The sequence below is a fragment of the Acidovorax sp. GW821-FHT11A03 genome (genome assembly GCF_058809075.1).
In genome coordinates, this window is sequence record NZ_JBXASG010000004.1 from 57,453 (window position 1) to 72,197 (window position 14,745).

Below are 14,745 nucleotides of genomic sequence, written 5' to 3' on the forward strand. Positions count from 1 at the left end.
GGGCTCCAGGCCGCCGGTGGAGGGGCGGGGGCGCCGCCCCGGTAAAATGCCGGGTTTCCCCTGAACCTCCCACCCTGAACCCTCCCCCATGGCCAACACCCAGCAATCCCAACAGATGGCAAATGCGATCCGCGCATTGGCCATGGACGCCGTTCAACAAGCCAACTCCGGCCACCCCGGCGCCCCGATGGGCATGGCCGACATGGCCGTGGCGCTGTGGAGCCGCCACCTCAAGCACAACCCCACGAATCCCCAGTGGTTCGACCGCGACCGCTTCGTGCTCTCCAACGGCCACGGCTCGATGCTGCTGTACGCGCTGCTGCACCTCACCGGCTACGACCTGCCCATTGGCGAACTCAAGAACTTCCGCCAGCTGCACAGCAAGACGCCAGGACACCCCGAAGTGGGCTACACCGCTGGCGTGGAAACCACCACCGGCCCGCTGGGCCAGGGCATCACCAATGCCGTGGGCTTCGCGCTGGCCGAAAAGCTGCTGGCCTCCGAGTTCAACCGCGAAGGCCACGCGGTGGTGGACCACAACACCTACGTGTTCCTGGGCGACGGCTGCCTGATGGAAGGCATCAGCCACGAGGCCGTGTCGCTGGCTGGCGCCTGGAAGCTCAACAAGCTGATCGCGCTGTATGACGACAACGGCATCAGCATCGACGGCCAGGTCGCCCCCTGGTTCGCCGACAACACCCCCCTGCGCTTCGTGGCCAGCGGCTGGAACGTGATCGGCCCCATCGACGGCCACGACGCCGACAAGGTGGCCGCCGCCATCGTGGAAGCCAAGAAGCAGACCGAGCGCCCCACCCTCATCGTGTGCAAGACGCACATCGGCAAGGGCAGCCCGAACCGCGCCAACACCGCCAAGGCCCACGGCGAGCCGCTGGGCGCGGAAGAAATCAAGCTCACGCGCGAAGCCCTGGGCTGGACCAGCGAGCCCTTCGTGGTCCCGGACGACGTGTACGCCGGCTGGGATGCCAAGGCCAACGGCCAGGCTGCAGAGGCCGCGTGGAACGAGCGCTTTGCCGCCTACAGCGCCGCCTTCCCCGAGCTGGCCGCCGAACTCACGCGCCGCATGGAGGGCAACCTGCCCGCCAACTTCGCGCAAGTGGCCGTGGACGCCGTGGTGGCGGCCCACACCAAGGGCGAGACCGTGGCCAGCCGCAAGGCCAGCCAGCTGGCGCTGGAAGCCTTCACCGCCGCGCTGCCCGAACTGCTGGGTGGCAGCGCCGACCTGACGGGCTCCAACCTCACCAACACCAAGAGCACCCCCAACCTGCGTTTTGACATGCAGGGCCACGTGGTACAGACCACGCTGGAAAACGGCCAGAAGATCGGCGGGCGCCACATCAACTACGGCGTGCGCGAGTTCGGCATGGCCGCGATCATGAACGGCATCGCGCTGCACGGCGGCTTCATCCCGTACGGCGGCACCTTCCTCACGTTCAGCGACTACAGCCGCAACGCCATCCGCATGGCCGCGCTGATGAAGCAGCGCGTGATCCACGTGTTCACGCACGACTCCATCGGCCTGGGCGAAGACGGCCCCACCCACCAGTCCATCGAGCACGCCGCCAGCCTGCGTTTGATCCCCAACCTGGATGTGTGGCGCCCCGGTGACACGGCCGAAACCGCCGTGGCCTGGAGCGTGGCCCTGTCCAACCGCAACAAGCCCACCGCCCTGCTGCTGTCGCGCCAGAACCTGCCCTACGCGCCCAAGCGCGACCTGGGCGACATCTCGCGCGGCGCCTACGTGCTCTCCGAACCCGCGGATGTCGGCATCAAGAAGAAGGCAGTGGCCGTGATCATCGCCACCGGCTCCGAAGTGCAGCTGGCGCTCAAGGCCCAGCGCCTGCTGGCCGACAAGAAGATCGCCGTGCGCGTGGTCTCCATGCCCAGCACGACCACGTTCGACCGCGAAGACGCCAAGTACAAGGGCAGCGTGCTGCCCGCCGGCGTGCCCCGCGTGGCCGTGGAAATGGGCGTGACCGACGGCTGGTGGAAGTACGGCTGCGCCGCCGTGGTGGGCATCGACACCTACGGCGAATCGGCCCCGGCGCCCGTGCTGTTCAAGCACTTCGGCTTCACCGAAGAGAACGTGGCCGACGCGGTGCTGGTCGCCATCGGCGCCGCACGGCTCAAGCCCGCCAAGAAGGTCAAGGCCCGCTGAGACGCCTCCCCGCCCGCTGCGTGCCCACTGCTGCAGCGGGCGCGCCCCGGCAGATTCCTGATTTCGACTTTGCAACCTTGGAGAGACACCCTATGACGATCAAGATTGGTATCAACGGCTTTGGCCGCATCGGCCGCAACGTGCTGCGCTCGGCCATCCAGAACTTCAGCGACATCGAAGTCGTGGGCATCAACGACCTGCTGGAGCCGGAGTACCTCGCGTACATGCTGCAGTACGACTCGGTGCACGGTCGCTTCAAGGGCGAAGTCTCGGTGGACGGCAACACCCTGGTCGTCAATGGCAAGAAGATCCGCCTGACGCAAGAGCGCGACCCCGCCAACCTCAAGTGGAACGAAGTCGGCGCCGACGTGGTGATCGAATCCACCGGCCTGTTCCTGGACAAGGTCACCGCGCAAAAGCACATCGATGCGGGCGCCAGGAAGGTCATCCTGTCGGCCCCCTCCAAGGACGACACGCCCATGTTCGTGTTCGGCGTGAACCACGACACCTACGCCGGCCAGGCCATCGTGTCCAACGCCTCGTGCACCACCAACTGCCTGGCCCCCGTGGCCAAGGTGCTCAACGACAAGTGGGGCATCAAGCGAGGCCTGATGACCACGGTGCACGCCGCCACCGCCACGCAAAAGACCGTGGACGGCCCGTCCAACAAGGACTGGCGCGGCGGCCGCGGCATCCTGGAAAACATCATCCCCTCGAGCACCGGCGCCGCCAAGGCCGTGGGCGTGGTGATCCCGGCGCTGAACAAGAAGCTGACCGGCATGTCCTTCCGCGTGCCCACCAGCGACGTGTCGGTGGTCGACCTGACGGTGGAGCTGGACAAGGCTGCCACCTATGAGGAAATCAAGGCCGAGATGAAGGCCCAGTCCGAAGGCGCGCTCAAGGGCGTGCTGGGCTACACCGAGGACAAGGTGGTGGCCACCGACTTCCGTGGCGACACCCGCACGTCCATCTTCGACGCCGACGCCGGCATCGCGCTGGACGGCACCTTCGTGAAGGTCGTGAGCTGGTACGACAACGAATGGGGCTACTCGAACAAGTGCCTGGAAATGGTGCGCGTTGTTTCCAAGTAAGCGTTACCCTTGAGAATGAAGAAGCATTAGAAGCAACTACCCTGTTCAAGCCGGCCGCCTGCAAAGGCTGCCGGCTTTTTTTTGCCCCCCGCCCGCCCCGCGGTGCGCGGCAGGCCGCCGCCTCAACGCGCGGCCACGGACGCGGCGGCGGCCGCCGCAGCACCAGCCAGCGGCGCCGGGCCCTGGGACTGCGCAGGCGCGCTGGCGATGTGCACCGTGCTGGTGGGAAAGGCAAACTCCACCCCCATGGCCTTGAACTCGCGCATGAGGCCCAGATTGATGGACTGCTGCAGGTCCATGTAGAGGTTGAACGCCGGGTCCTGGACGATGTAGACCACCTCGTAGTCCAGCGAACTCGCGCCAAACGCCTTGAAGTGCGCGCGGTCGAAGCGCAGCTCCGGATGGGCGTCGATGAGCTTGCGCACCACGCCCGGGATCGCCTCGGCCTGCTCGGGCGTGGTGTTGTACGACACACCGAAGCCGAACACGATGCGCCGCTTCTCCAGCATGCGGTAGTTGCTGATGGTCTGCTTGAGCAGGTCGGTGTTGGACATCACGATCTGCTCGCCCTGCAGGCTGCGGATGCGCGTGGTCTTCAGCCCGATCACCTGCACCGTGCCCGAGACGCTGCCGACCACGATGAAATCGCCCACCTCGAAGGGCTTGTCCACCGCGATCGCGAGCGAGGCGAACAGGTCGCCCAGGATGTTCTGCACCGCCAGCGCCACGGCGATGCCCCCCACCCCCAGGCTGGCGATGAAGGCCGTGATGTTCACGCCCACGTTGGACAGGATGGCCAGCAGCACCACGCTCCACAGCAGCGTGCGCAGCCCCCAGGACAACAGCGTGGCGGAGGCGCTGACCTGGGTCATGCCCGTGGACGAATGGCGTTCCACATACCGCCGCACGCCCATGCCGATGGCCCGCATGCCCCACAGGCCCATCTGCAGCGCAAGGGCGACAAACCACAGCTGGCTGAGCCGGCTTTCCCAGCGGCCCGGCAGCTCCAGCAGGCTCGCGCCCACCAGCAGGGCCACGACCACCATGAGCAGGCGGCTCGTGCCCTCCAGCACCTCCACCACGGTGTGCGCCGCCGCGCTGCCGGACTGCGTGGCCCACACCCTGGCACGGCCCGTGAGCAGATGCAGCACCAGCAGGATGCCCACATAGGTCGTGGCGGCGGCGGCCAGCGCCACCATCAGGCTCCACAGCGGAACGCCCACGAAGGTCGTCTCGCGGATCCAGGTTGAGAAGGTCGATGGCGGCATGGTTGTTTCTCCTTGGTGGGGCGGCGGGCGCGGCACGCGCGCCGGGCTGCGGCGCGTGGCCCGCTTGCAGGCCTGCGTGGGCGCGGGTGCGGCCGCCGATGGCCGATGGCAGTGGCGCGCGGTGGACTGATTGATCGACAGCCAGCGCCGCGCAGAGTTCCCGCACCCTTGCACGGCACGGCCGCCAGCACCTGAGTGAGGGACGGGTGAAGCGGTGGACGACGCCCGGCACAGGCCCGGCCACGCCCCACGCAAATTGCAAGCGTTCGTAAGACATGGCCCACAGGAATACAGAGGCAGTGCCTACGCGGGCGGCGGGCCGCGCGGCGAACAATGCATTCATCAAAAAGCTGGCATGCATTGCCTGGCGCCGCGCCCCCTGCCCAGTGAGGCGCGCAACGCGCCGGGGCATGCCCACCAACAATCCACCCGCTCAGGAGGTCTCCACACCATGCACCCATCCACCCCCCTCCGTCTCACGGCCGCAGCCCTCGCGCTGGGCGCCCTGGCAGCCTGCTCGTCCACGCCCCCGCCCACCGAACAGATGGCCGTCACCCGCACCACGGTGAACCGCGTGGCGGCGGCGCCGGCGACGGCCACCAGCGCCCCCGTGGACCTGCAGCGTGCGCAGGAAAAACTCATCCTCGCCGAGAAGGCCATGGCCCAGCAGGACTACAAGAACGCCCGGCGCCTGGCGGCCGAGGCCGAGGTCGACGCCCGCGTGGCCGAGACCCGTGCCGACGCGGCACGCAATGCGACCAACCTTGCCCAGGTCCAGGACAGCATCCGCGCGCTGCAGGAAGAAATCAACCGCCGGTCCCCCCGCTGAGGGCCGAGCGCTCCTGACCACGCCGCCCGCACCGCGGGCCGCTCTTGACCTTTGAAGGACACCACACCATGCACCGATTGATCCAACGTACCACTGCCCTGTGCACCAGCCTCATCGCCGTGGGGCTGCTCGCGGCCTGTGCCAGCACCGCGCCGTTCCCGGCGCTGGAGCAGGCCCGCTCCGCCGTGAGCGCCGTCGCCGGCGACCCCATCGTGAACCAGTACGCCCCCGTGGAACTGAAGGAAGCGACCGACGCTCTGGCCCGCGCCGACCGCGAATGGGCCGACGACCACGACGAATCGGAAACCAACCACCTGGCCTACATCGCACGCCAGCGCGCCGAGATCGCCACGAACGCGGCACGCTCGCGCCAGCTGGACGCCAGCATCCAGCAAGCCAGCGGCGATGCCGACCGCATCCGCCTGCAGGCCCGCACCCAGGAGGCCGACCAGGCCCGCCTGCGCGCCCAGCAGGCCCAGGCCCAGGCCATGAGCGCCGAGCAACGCGCCGCCCAGCAGCAGGCCAACGCCACCGCTGCCATGGCCCAGGCCAGCGCCGCACAGGACCGCGTGCGCGCACTGGAAGCCCAGCTGCGCGACATGGAAGCCCAGCAGACCGAGCGCGGGCTGCTCGTGACGCTGGGCGACGTGCTGTTTGCCTTCAACAAGGCGGAGCTGTCGGCCCAGGCCGGTCCCCGCCTGGACAAGCTGGCCAGCTTCCTCAAGCAGTTCCCGGACCGCAAGCTGCTCATCGAGGGCTACACCGACAGCGTGGGCTCCGACGGCTACAACCAGGACCTGTCGGACCGCCGCGCCCAGTCCGTGCGCGACGCACTGGTGCAGCGCGGCGTGGACAGCAGCCGCATCACCGCGCGCGGCTACGGCAAGGCCCACCCCGTGGCCGACAACGCATCGCCGGAAGGCCGCGCCATGAACCGCCGCGTGGAGATCGTGATCGCCGACGACAAGGGCACCCTGCGCGGCCGTTGAGCCCCTGGGGCGCCCGATCCCTCGGCGGACAGGCCGGGGGACGGCAAGGTCACCAGATCCCGCCAGCGTGCCGAACGAACAAGCCCTGGAGCAGTGATGCTCCAGGGCTTTTTCCTTTCAGAAAGCGCAGCCTTTGAACGTGGGCGCGAGCGGAGGTCTGCGAGGTGTTTGTGACCGCGGAATGCCGCAGCCCGCCTGGTGAGATGGGCGAGAGCCCTCGTGCCTGTGCCTGGCTTAGCCTGCCGAGGACCGACCGGCCGAGACGGCGCTCTGCCGCGCCTTGTTCAATTCGCTCAGGTACGAGCCCGGAATCTGCTGCACCTCCTGCACGGGTCCGAGCACGCTGATGCGCGCGCCGTCCACGGCCACCTGCAATCCCGCCGGCACCGCAAGGAACTGGATCAGGTCCGGGCGGTGCACGCCCAGCTGGTACAGGGAGGTCTTCATGAAGCGTGCCGGATCCTCAAGGCGTGCCTCGTCGTCCAGGTCCGAGAGCCACCAGCCGGAATCCGCCGCGTTGACGGGGTCGTTTCGGGTCAGCAGGATTCGACGGGCTTCCTGGTAGTTCACGTGCACGACGGCGCTTTGGCGAAGCGACGGAAAGTCCGGCGCGATGGACGGGGAGAGGCTCTCCACAACGTCTTTCTGGTTGCGCAGCTGCATGAGCGTGTTGTCGACCGAATCGACGAACCTCACGGGCACCACCTGCATGTCGGGCTCCAGCACCCGCAGGAATCCTGCGGGCCCCTCTTCCAGCATCGTGAACATCCAGCCGACCTGCAGGCTCTCGCCACCGCGGAACTTCTCGCCCCGGGCGACCCGTTGCTCGAAGAACTGCAGCAGGAAGGAGATGTCCTCCACCGGCACCGCGCTGTTCGACACCCGGATCTGGAACTCGGGATGGCCGTACAGCTTGCACCGGGAAGTGGCGTGCGCGGATGGCGTGTCCGGCCGCGCCGGTGCAGGCTTGCGGCCGAATGTCGAGAGGATGGAGCGCAGAGACATTTTTTCAGGTGCGGCTGGGCGGCCCAGGGCGGCCGGGCGTCGTCCGTGGCGCCCGCCAGGCAGTCCGGGGCCGCAGGACGACTTACACCGCGTGGCTTTCGAACGTCTCGGTGTCCACCTCGCTCGCGCTCTGCGCGCTGTAGCGCGGGCCCACCACGGTGCGCTCGTTGATCAGTGCATCCAGCCGCGCGAGCACCGTGGCATCGAGCCGCACACCGGCCGCGCCCACATCGTCCCGCAGGTGCTCCACGCTGGTCGTCCCGGGGATGGGAATGATGTGCCCGCCCTGGTGCAGCAGCCAGGCCAGCGCCAGCTGCGCCGGCGTGCAGCCCACTTCGCGCGCGATGGCCTGGTAGCCGTCCAGCAGCTGCAGGTTGGCGGCGTAGGCATCGGGGGCGAAGCGGGGCATGGCGCGGCGGATGTCCTTGGGGTCGAGGGCGGAGACGTCCCTGAGTTCGCCGCACAGAAAGCCCCGCGCCACGGGGCTGAAGGCCACGAAGGCCGCGCCCAGGTCGCGGCAGGCGTCGAGCACGGCGATCTCGGGGTTGCGTGTCCACAGCGAATACTCGGTCTGCACCGCCGCGACGGGGTGCACCGCGTGCGCGCGGCGCAGGGTGGCGGCCGACACTTCGGACAGGCCGATGCTGCGGATCTTGCCCGCGCGCACCAGGTCGGCCAATGCGCCCACGCTGTCCTCGATGGGCACCTTCTTGTCCCAGCGGTGCAGGTAGTACAGGTCGATCACGTCGGTCTGCAGGCGGCGCAGGCTGTCCTCGCAGGTCTGGCGCAGCGTGGCGGGGCGGCCGTCGATCACGCGCACCAGCTTGCCGTCGCCGTTCACGTCCACGCCCTGCATGCCGCATTTGCTGGCCAGGGTGAAGCGGCTGCGTTGGCTTTTCATCACGCGGCCCACCAGCGTTTCGTTGGCGCCGAAGCCGTACAGCGTGGCGGTGTCGAACAGCGTCACGCCCGCATCGAGCGCGGCCAGCAGCACGCGCTCGCCCTGCTCGGCCGACACGGGCGCGCCGTAGGCGTGCGAAAGGTTCATGCAGCCCAGGCCGATGGCCGAGACGGAGAAAGGTCCAAGGTTTCTTTGTTGCATGGCGCAAGCTTACGGCATGCATGCACCCCGCGCCGCACGGCCGCTACGCGGCGTGCTCACTCCCAGAAGCTGCCCGTGGTGCGCGCGCGCACGCGCTGCACGCTGTACCGCGCGATCTGTTCGATCAGCTCTGCCGGCAGCGGCTGGTCGTAGGGCAGCACGATGGTGCCCTTGGTCGTCCTGACGGCCTGCAGCGCCTGCCCGAAATGCGCGAGCGCCGCAGCGGGCGGCGCAAAGCTCGCATGCGCCTTGTGCGCCGAAAAGGCGTACACGAAGCGCGGCTCGATGAAGAACGGTGTGTTCCACTTGATGGCTTCCTCGGCCTGCGGCGCGGCGCGCTTCAGGATGGCGTACAGCGCATGCAGCAGCGGCTGGCCCGCCTTGGGGGCGGCCGCGATGTAGTCCGCGATGGTGGTGGGTTGGGAGGGCGCGGGCGGGGCCATGGTGGGCGAGGTCCTTTCAGGCCGAAGGTGCAGCAGCATCGCCCGCGCGGGGGCGCCGGGTCCACAGGTCGATCCGCTCGCCGGCCACCGAGGCCGCCAGCAGCTGCGCAAACCGCGCCGCGCGGGTTTCAGGCCGCTTGGCCGACGTCACCCAGTGCAGCATGGACTTGCGGTAGCCCGCGGGGGCGGCCTCGAAGAACTGCCATGCCTTCTTGTGGCGTTTGAACTCGCGCAACTGCGCGGCGGGCAGCTCGGCCACTGCGGCCTGTTCGTGCGAGTAGATCGCGGACTTGTCGGCCTTGCGGTGGCTGAAGGCCGCCAGGCCCGCGGGCGTCATGCGGCCGGCGGCCTGCAGGTGCTCCATCTTGGCGATGTTCACCGCGCTCCAGACGGACGATGGCTTGCGCGGCGTGAAGCGGATGGAATAGGTGTGCTCGTCGATGCGCCGGCGCACGCCGTCGATCCAGCCAAAACACAGCGCCTCGTCCACCGACTCGGACCAGGTCATGCACGGGCGGCCCGAGCCGACCTTGTGGAAGCCCACGAGCAGTTCGGGCGCGTGTGCCGCATGGGCTTGCAGCCACTGGCGGAAGGCAGCGGAGGTGGCAAAGAAGGCAGGCGTGGTCATGGGGTGCCATTGTTGCCAACATCCGCGCGCACGGATAGCCGGCCATGGCGCGCCGGCCACGGGGGCCGCGGTGGTTAGCTGCGCCGGGTCGGCGCGATACATTACGCGAAGCCGCGCGCACCGCAGCGGCCCATCCCGCCCAGGAGAAGCGCCATGCCTTCCGCCATCTACGCAGCCTTCTTCTTCACTGTCGCCATGCTCGTCACCACCGCCTACTTCCTGCTGGGCGGCCTGCCGCTGCTGATCCTCCAGCACGACGAGCCGCTCGACGCCCGGTTCGTGCGCGGTTTCTTCAATGTCTACTACAAGGCTGCATTTTGGGTGGCCCTGTGCGCGTCGGCCAGCTACGCGCTGTGGGGACAGTGGGCCTATGCCGCTGGCGCGGCGGCCATGGCAGCGGTTTCCACGGCCTTGCGCAAGCGCCTGGTGCCCGCCATGCAGCAACTGGGCAGCCAGATAGAAGCCAGGAACGGCGGGGCGGTGCAGCGGTTCCGCCGGGTACATGCCATCGCGCTGCTCGTCAATTTTGCCCAGCTGGTGGTGCTTGTCTGGGGGCTCATCGCGCTGTCCCGGTCCCTGTGACCGCCCGCGCCTGCCGGCCGCGTGGTGCCGGTGGCGTCAGGCCCCGCGGCCGGGGGTGCCCAGCATCAGCGGCTTACGGAACACGCAGTTGCGCTGTTCCACAACGAAGCCGCAGTCCGTATAGACGCGCAGCGCGCCGCTCGCATTCTCACTGTCCACCCCCAGCCCGGACTCCTGCATGCCTGCATCGGCCTGGGCGCGCAGGCTGCGCGCAATCAGGGCCCGCGCCAGGCCGCGGCGCCGCCAGCGCTCGCCCACGCTGATGAATTCCGTCCATCCGCGCTGGCGGCCATTGCCCGCGTTCCATGTGGTGTCGATGTAGGTGCGCACCTGGCCCGCCACCTCGTTCATCCGCACGTCCCAGGCCACCTGCCACAGGTGCGGCTGGAAGACCGGGCTGGCCAGCCAGCGCTGGTAGTCCGCCTCGTCGGGCGGTGCATAGCCCCAGTGCGCATGGAAAGCGCGGGCATGCGCATCCCAGATGGCGCGGTAGTGGCCGGGCTGCACCGCACGCACTTCCAGGCCGGCAGGCAGCGCAAAGTCGGCAATGGCCTGCAGCGTGGGGCGGCCCATGGTGAAGAAATAGCGCTCGGGCCGGTAGCCTGCTTTTTCCAGCAGCGCCGCACGTGCGGTTTCGCCCTCTGTGACGAAGGCGTGGTGCGCATGCGGGCCGGCTTGGCCCAGGGCCGCTGCCATCTCGCGCTGGCGCGCCTCCAGCCACGCGTGCAGCCGTGCGCCGATGCCCTGCCGGCGCCACCGCGGCGCAACGACCGCAAACTGCCCGTGGAGCTGCAGCCCATCGGCCTGTGCCCAATGCCAGGCACGCACATAGCCAGCGATCTCATCGCCCGCCTGCGCGATCCACACGTCCTGCTGCGGCACGCACTGGGTGAACGCGGCGTAGTCCCGCGCCACGTCCTCCACGGTGCGAAAGAACCGGGTCTGGTCGGCGGCAAAGCTGGCGTTCGCACAGGCGACCATGGCCGGAAAATCCGAGGCCCCGGCAAAAGCGCGGAATGTCACGTGCTGCGGTGGTTGCATCGGGATGGGCTCCTGGGGCGGTGTGTCCGGGGTGTGAGGGCATGGCAAGCCTGGCATTGTGGCCAGCGCACCCTGTGCGCCACCTTAAGACGCCACCACACGTTTTATATATAATTCATATACATTTTGTATAGAGATCATCCATGGGTATCGTCAAGATTTCAGACCAGATGCACGAAAACCTGCGTGTCGCAGGCACCGCGCTGAGCCGCTCCATCAACGCGCAGGCCGAGCACTGGATGCGGGTGGGCATGCTGACCGAGATGCACCCGGAGCTCGACCACCGCGAGATCTGCCAGTTGCTGGTGCGGGCCGAACTGGCGGGCGGCTTCGATATCGGCATGGCGGTGAACGGCCTGCCGGCCAAGCCCCGCGCCGTGGCCAGCGGCAAGCACTGATGGCGCGCGGCGTTCCCATCCGGTCTGCGGACGAGCTGGCACAGTCCCGGCGCGCCGCGCAACTGGCCGCCGAGGTGCTGCACATGATCGAGCCCCACGTGGTGCCCGGCGTGAGCACCGAAGAACTGGACCGCATCTGCCACGACCACATCGTGAACGTGCAGGGCGCGGTGCCGGCCAACGTGGGCTACCTGGGTTATCCCAAGACCATCCTCACCTCCGTCAACCAGGTGGTCTGCCACGGCATTCCGTCGCACGACAAGATCCTGAAGAAGGGCGATATCGTGAACATCGACGTGGCGGTGATCAAGGACGGCTGGTATGGCGACACCAGCCGCATGTACTTCGTCGGGCCGCCCAGCCTGCTCGCCCGGCGCCTGGTGGAGACGACGTACGAAGCCCTGTGCGCGGGCATCCGGCAGGTGCGTCCCGGCGCCACGCTGGGCGACGTCGGCCACGCGATCCAGACGGTGGCACAGCGCGAGCGCTTCAGCGTGGTGCGCGAGTACTGCGGGCACGGCATCGGGCAGGCCTACCACGACGTGCCCAACGTGCTGCACTACGGCCAGCGCGGCACCGGGCTCACGCTGGAGGCCGGCATGGTCTTCACCATCGAGCCCATGCTCAACGCGGGCGGCCGCGAGACCAGGGAGCTGGCGGACGGATGGACCGTGGTGACCAAGGACCGCTCGCTGTCCGCGCAGTGGGAGCACATGGTGGCGGTGACGCCCGACGGGTACGAGGTGCTCACGGCCTGGCCGGGCGGCACGGGCAGCTACGCGCCGATCTGACCGCCGGCTTCAGCCAGGGGCACTGCGTGTGCAGGACGCCCCGGCCGGAAAAAAATCAGCTATCGATTCGATAGCTGCCCGCGCGCTCCTGATGAGCGCAGGGGGCCTATCCAGCCCCACAAACCCAACTTCAGCCCGCGTTGAGCTGCTGCTCCAGGTCGTGCAGCACCTCGTAGCAGGCGAGCACGCGGCCCACGCTGGAGTTGGGTTCGCGGCCTTCGCGGATGGCGGCGAAGAACTCGCGGTCCTGCAGCTCGATGCCGTTCATCGACACGTCGACATGGCTCACGTCGATCTTCTCGTCCTTGCCGTTGTACAGGTCGTCGTAGCGCGCCAGGTAGGTGGCGGTGTCGCCGATGTAGCGGAAGTACGTGCCCAGCGGGCCGTCGTTGTTGAAGCTCAAGCTCAGCGTGCAGATGGCGCCATTGGCGGCCTTGAGCTGGATGCTCATGTCCATTGCGATGCCCAGCACCGGGTGGATCGGGCCCTGGATGGCGTTGGCCTTCACGATGGGGCTGCCCGCCTGGTACGCGAACAGGTCCACGGTGTGGGCGGCGTGGTGCCACAGCAGGTGGTCCGTCCAGCTGCGCGCCTGGCCCAGCGCGTTGGTGTTGGTGCGGCGAAAGAAGTAGGTCTGCACATCCATCTGCTGGATGTTGAACTCGCCGGCCTGGATCTTCCGGTGCACGTACTGGTGGCTGGGGTTGAAGCGGCGCGTGTGGCCGCACATGGCCACCAGGCCCTTTTCCTTTTGCGCGGCGACGACCTGCTGCGCGCCCTTCAGGCTGTCGGCCAGCGGGATCTCCACCTGCACGTGCTTGCCGGCCTTCAGGCATGCGATGCTCTGCTCGGCGTGCATCTGCGTGGGCGTGCACAGGATCACCGCGTCCACCTCGGGCAGGGCCAGGCTATCGGCCAGGTCGGTGGTGACATGGCCGATGCCGTACTTGGCGGCGACTTCCTTCGTCTTGTCGAGGTCGCGGCTGATCAGCGAAACGACTTCCACGCCGTCGATGTTCTGAATGCCGTCCAGGTGCTTGATGCCGAAGGCACCCGCGCCCGCAAGCGCTACTTTGATGGTCTTGGTCATGTCAGGTGTTCTCCAGGATCAGGTGGCCCACGGCCGTGTTGGATGCGGGCACATGGTAGAAGCGGTGCACCAGCTTCGGGGGCTTGCCGCCGGCCACGTCGGCCATGGCGCCGCGCGCGATGAGCCACATCACGAGTTCGATGCCCTCGCTGCCCGCCTCGCGCACGTAGTCGATGTGCGGGATGCTGGCGGCGGCCTCGGGGTCGCTGATGAGCTTGTCGAGGAAGGCGTTGTCGAAGTCCTTGTTGATCAGGCCCGCGCGCGGACCCTGCAGCTGGTGGCTCATGCCGCCCGTGCCCCAGATGTGCACGTTGAGGTCTTCGTCGTAGCTCTCCACGGCCTTGCGGATCGCCTGGCCCAGGTTGTAGCAGCGCCGCCCGCTGGGCACGGGGTACTGCACCACGTTGACCGCGAACGGGATCACCGGGCAGGGCCAGGCTCCTTCCACCGGATCCTGCGGGCCGCACATGAGCGACAGCGGCACCGTGAGGCCGTGGTCCACGTCCATGCGGTTGACGATGGTGAGGTCGAAATCCTGCTGGATGACCGACTGCGCGATGTGCGAGGCCAGGTCCGGGTGGCCGATGACCTTGGGCACGGGGCGCGGGCCCCAGCCCTCGTCGGCGGGCTGGTACTCGGCGGCGGTGCCGATGGCGAAGGTGGGGATCATCTCCAGGCTGAAGGCCGTGGCATGGTCGTTGTAGACGAGGAAGATGACGTCGGGCTTGTTGTCCTTCATCCACTGCTTGGAGAAGTCATAGCCCGCGAACAGCGGCTTCCAGTAGTCCTCTTGCGTCTTGCCCAGATCGAGCGCGGCGCCGATGGCGGGCACGTGCGAGGTGAAGACGGAGGCGGTGATACGCGCCATGTTCAGTTTCCTTTCTTTCCCGCAGCACCCTGCGGCTGGCGGTGCGCCTGGGCATCGCCGTCTTCGCCGATGACGCGGTTGCCCTGCGCCGACCGGCCGCCGCTGACCATCATGGCGCGGTACTCGTCCTCGGTCATTCCGGTCATGGAGCCGGCCATCTGCTGGAAGCTCTTGCCATCGGTGGCACCGATCTTGGCCAGGAAGTAGATGTTGCCGCCCAGGCGGATGCACCAGTTGAGGTCGCGCGCGAGCACGGCCTGCTTCTGTTCCTCGGTCATCGCCCACTCGTCGAGGTAGGCGCGCTCGTCGGCCTTGAAGCGGGCGCGGTTGTCGGCCTTCATGAGGCTCATGCAGAACTGGTTGAGCCAGTAGCCCTTGCGGCTTTGCTCTGCATCGAAGATGGTCGTGCCGGGCACGTCCAGGTAGGGTTTGTCGAGGGACATG

Annotated in this window: 17 protein-coding genes; 8 read left to right on the forward strand and 9 right to left on the reverse strand. The window is 68.0% G+C overall.

What is annotated here, in order from left to right; genetic code table 11:
- The first annotated feature begins 88 nt into the window (after positions 1–88).
- A complete protein-coding gene (gene tkt, locus AC1RVY_RS10665) occupies positions 89–2,176 on the forward strand; it encodes a transketolase (RefSeq protein WP_218297891.1) in 2,088 nt (695 codons plus the stop codon).
- 92 nt (positions 2,177–2,268) lie between these two features.
- Positions 2,269–3,267: a type I glyceraldehyde-3-phosphate dehydrogenase gene (gene gap / locus AC1RVY_RS10670; RefSeq protein ID WP_218297892.1), complete on the forward strand. Its 999-nt coding sequence runs from the start codon at positions 2,269–2,271 to the stop codon at positions 3,265–3,267.
- Between the two features lie 122 nt (positions 3,268–3,389).
- On the opposite strand, the gene AC1RVY_RS10675 is transcribed toward gap, so the two are convergent.
- Positions 3,390–4,535: a mechanosensitive ion channel family protein gene (locus AC1RVY_RS10675; RefSeq protein ID WP_218297893.1), complete on the reverse strand. Its 1,146-nt coding sequence runs from the start codon at positions 4,533–4,535 to the stop codon at positions 3,390–3,392.
- On the opposite strand from AC1RVY_RS10675, the gene AC1RVY_RS10680 reads away from it, so the two are divergent.
- From AC1RVY_RS10680 to AC1RVY_RS10690, 3 genes are all read left to right on the forward strand, one after another.
- Positions 4,534–4,665, forward strand: a complete 132-nt coding sequence (locus AC1RVY_RS10680) for a hypothetical protein (protein WP_369643649.1) — start codon at positions 4,534–4,536, stop codon at positions 4,663–4,665. The two genes, AC1RVY_RS10675 and AC1RVY_RS10680, sit on opposite strands and share 2 nt — an antisense overlap.
- Positions 4,666–4,986: 321 nt before the next feature.
- On the forward strand, positions 4,987–5,364 hold the full coding sequence (locus AC1RVY_RS10685; RefSeq protein ID WP_218341771.1) for a DUF4398 domain-containing protein: 378 nt from the start codon (positions 4,987–4,989) through the stop codon (positions 5,362–5,364).
- A gap of 68 nt (positions 5,365–5,432) precedes the next feature.
- The gene (locus tag AC1RVY_RS10690; protein ID WP_492806589.1) at positions 5,433–6,353 is read left to right on the forward strand and encodes an OmpA family protein; all 921 of its coding nucleotides are present in this window, start codon (positions 5,433–5,435) and stop codon (positions 6,351–6,353) included.
- Positions 6,354–6,587: 234 nt separating this feature from the next.
- Here AC1RVY_RS10690 and AC1RVY_RS10695 read toward each other — a convergent pair whose 3' ends face one another.
- The 4 genes from AC1RVY_RS10695 to AC1RVY_RS10710 form a co-directional block, all read right to left on the reverse strand.
- Positions 6,588–7,358, reverse strand: coding sequence for an immunity protein Imm33 domain-containing protein (locus tag AC1RVY_RS10695; RefSeq protein ID WP_492806590.1), 771 nt, complete (start codon positions 7,356–7,358; stop codon positions 6,588–6,590).
- Between the two features lie 82 nt (positions 7,359–7,440).
- Positions 7,441–8,460: an aldo/keto reductase gene (locus AC1RVY_RS10700; protein WP_218341769.1), complete on the reverse strand. Its 1,020-nt coding sequence runs from the start codon at positions 8,458–8,460 to the stop codon at positions 7,441–7,443.
- Between the two features lie 56 nt (positions 8,461–8,516).
- Entirely contained in the window at positions 8,517–8,903 is a 387-nt protein-coding gene (locus AC1RVY_RS10705) for an iron chaperone (protein ID WP_369643652.1), read from the reverse strand.
- Positions 8,904–8,919: 16 nt separating this feature from the next.
- Positions 8,920–9,531, reverse strand: a complete 612-nt coding sequence (locus tag AC1RVY_RS10710; RefSeq protein ID WP_218341767.1) for a YdeI/OmpD-associated family protein — start codon at positions 9,529–9,531, stop codon at positions 8,920–8,922.
- A gap of 153 nt (positions 9,532–9,684) precedes the next feature.
- On the opposite strand from AC1RVY_RS10710, the gene AC1RVY_RS10715 reads away from it, so the two are divergent.
- Positions 9,685–10,113: a hypothetical protein gene (locus AC1RVY_RS10715; protein ID WP_492806591.1), complete on the forward strand. Its 429-nt coding sequence runs from the start codon at positions 9,685–9,687 to the stop codon at positions 10,111–10,113.
- Positions 10,114–10,149: 36 nt separating this feature from the next.
- On the opposite strand, the gene AC1RVY_RS10720 is transcribed toward AC1RVY_RS10715, so the two are convergent.
- The gene (locus tag AC1RVY_RS10720) at positions 10,150–11,154 is read right to left on the reverse strand and encodes a GNAT family N-acetyltransferase (RefSeq protein WP_255591891.1); all 1,005 of its coding nucleotides are present in this window, start codon (positions 11,152–11,154) and stop codon (positions 10,150–10,152) included.
- Positions 11,155–11,297: 143 nt separating this feature from the next.
- Here AC1RVY_RS10720 and AC1RVY_RS10725 point away from each other — a divergent pair, with 143 nt between their 5' ends.
- Positions 11,298–11,552 carry a ParD-like family protein gene (locus AC1RVY_RS10725; protein ID WP_218297902.1) on the forward strand — a complete coding sequence of 85 codons (255 nt, stop codon included), beginning with the start codon at positions 11,298–11,300 and terminating at the stop codon, positions 11,550–11,552.
- The gene (gene map / locus AC1RVY_RS10730) at positions 11,552–12,343 is read left to right on the forward strand and encodes a type I methionyl aminopeptidase (RefSeq protein WP_218341765.1); all 792 of its coding nucleotides are present in this window, start codon (positions 11,552–11,554) and stop codon (positions 12,341–12,343) included. Before AC1RVY_RS10725 ends, map begins: the two co-directional genes overlap by 1 nt.
- A gap of 130 nt (positions 12,344–12,473) precedes the next feature.
- On the opposite strand, the gene AC1RVY_RS10735 is transcribed toward map, so the two are convergent.
- The 3 genes from AC1RVY_RS10735 to ligA are packed head-to-tail and all read right to left on the reverse strand — an operon-like array spanning position 12,474 to position 14,744.
- Positions 12,474–13,433: a Gfo/Idh/MocA family oxidoreductase gene (locus tag AC1RVY_RS10735; protein ID WP_369643658.1), complete on the reverse strand. Its 960-nt coding sequence runs from the start codon at positions 13,431–13,433 to the stop codon at positions 12,474–12,476.
- Position 13,434: 1 nt separating this feature from the next.
- Positions 13,435–14,301, reverse strand: a complete 867-nt coding sequence (locus AC1RVY_RS10740; RefSeq protein WP_369643659.1) for a class III extradiol dioxygenase subunit beta — start codon at positions 14,299–14,301, stop codon at positions 13,435–13,437.
- A gap of 2 nt (positions 14,302–14,303) precedes the next feature.
- Entirely contained in the window at positions 14,304–14,744 is a 441-nt protein-coding gene (gene ligA / locus AC1RVY_RS10745; RefSeq protein ID WP_492806592.1) for a protocatechuate 4,5-dioxygenase subunit alpha, read from the reverse strand.
- Position 14,745: the final 1 nt, after the last annotated feature.

Coding starts and splice junctions, on each gene's coding strand:
- tkt (WP_218297891.1), top strand. CDS start 89: ATGGCCAACACCCAGCAATCCCAACAGATGGCAAATGCGATCCGCGCA.
- map (WP_218341765.1), top strand. CDS start 11,552: ATGGCGCGCGGCGTTCCCATCCGGTCTGCGGACGAGCTGGCACAGTCC.
- AC1RVY_RS10725 (WP_218297902.1), top strand. CDS start 11,298: ATGGGTATCGTCAAGATTTCAGACCAGATGCACGAAAACCTGCGTGTC.
- AC1RVY_RS10740 (WP_369643659.1), bottom strand. CDS start 14,301: ATGGCGCGTATCACCGCCTCCGTCTTCACCTCGCACGTGCCCGCCATC.
- AC1RVY_RS10710 (WP_218341767.1), bottom strand. CDS start 9,531: ATGACCACGCCTGCCTTCTTTGCCACCTCCGCTGCCTTCCGCCAGTGG.
- AC1RVY_RS10690 (WP_492806589.1), top strand. CDS start 5,433: ATGCACCGATTGATCCAACGTACCACTGCCCTGTGCACCAGCCTCATC.
- gap (WP_218297892.1), top strand. CDS start 2,269: ATGACGATCAAGATTGGTATCAACGGCTTTGGCCGCATCGGCCGCAAC.
- AC1RVY_RS10735 (WP_369643658.1), bottom strand. CDS start 13,433: ATGACCAAGACCATCAAAGTAGCGCTTGCGGGCGCGGGTGCCTTCGGC.
- AC1RVY_RS10705 (WP_369643652.1), bottom strand. CDS start 8,903: ATGGCCCCGCCCGCGCCCTCCCAACCCACCACCATCGCGGACTACATC.
- AC1RVY_RS10675 (WP_218297893.1), bottom strand. CDS start 4,535: ATGCCGCCATCGACCTTCTCAACCTGGATCCGCGAGACGACCTTCGTG.
- AC1RVY_RS10680 (WP_369643649.1), top strand. CDS start 4,534: ATGGTTGTTTCTCCTTGGTGGGGCGGCGGGCGCGGCACGCGCGCCGGG.
- AC1RVY_RS10685 (WP_218341771.1), top strand. CDS start 4,987: ATGCACCCATCCACCCCCCTCCGTCTCACGGCCGCAGCCCTCGCGCTG.
- AC1RVY_RS10720 (WP_255591891.1), bottom strand. CDS start 11,154: ATGCAACCACCGCAGCACGTGACATTCCGCGCTTTTGCCGGGGCCTCG.
- AC1RVY_RS10715 (WP_492806591.1), top strand. CDS start 9,685: ATGCCTTCCGCCATCTACGCAGCCTTCTTCTTCACTGTCGCCATGCTC.
- ligA (WP_492806592.1), bottom strand. CDS start 14,744: ATGTCCCTCGACAAACCCTACCTGGACGTGCCCGGCACGACCATCTTC.
- AC1RVY_RS10700 (WP_218341769.1), bottom strand. CDS start 8,460: ATGCAACAAAGAAACCTTGGACCTTTCTCCGTCTCGGCCATCGGCCTG.
- AC1RVY_RS10695 (WP_492806590.1), bottom strand. CDS start 7,358: ATGTCTCTGCGCTCCATCCTCTCGACATTCGGCCGCAAGCCTGCACCG.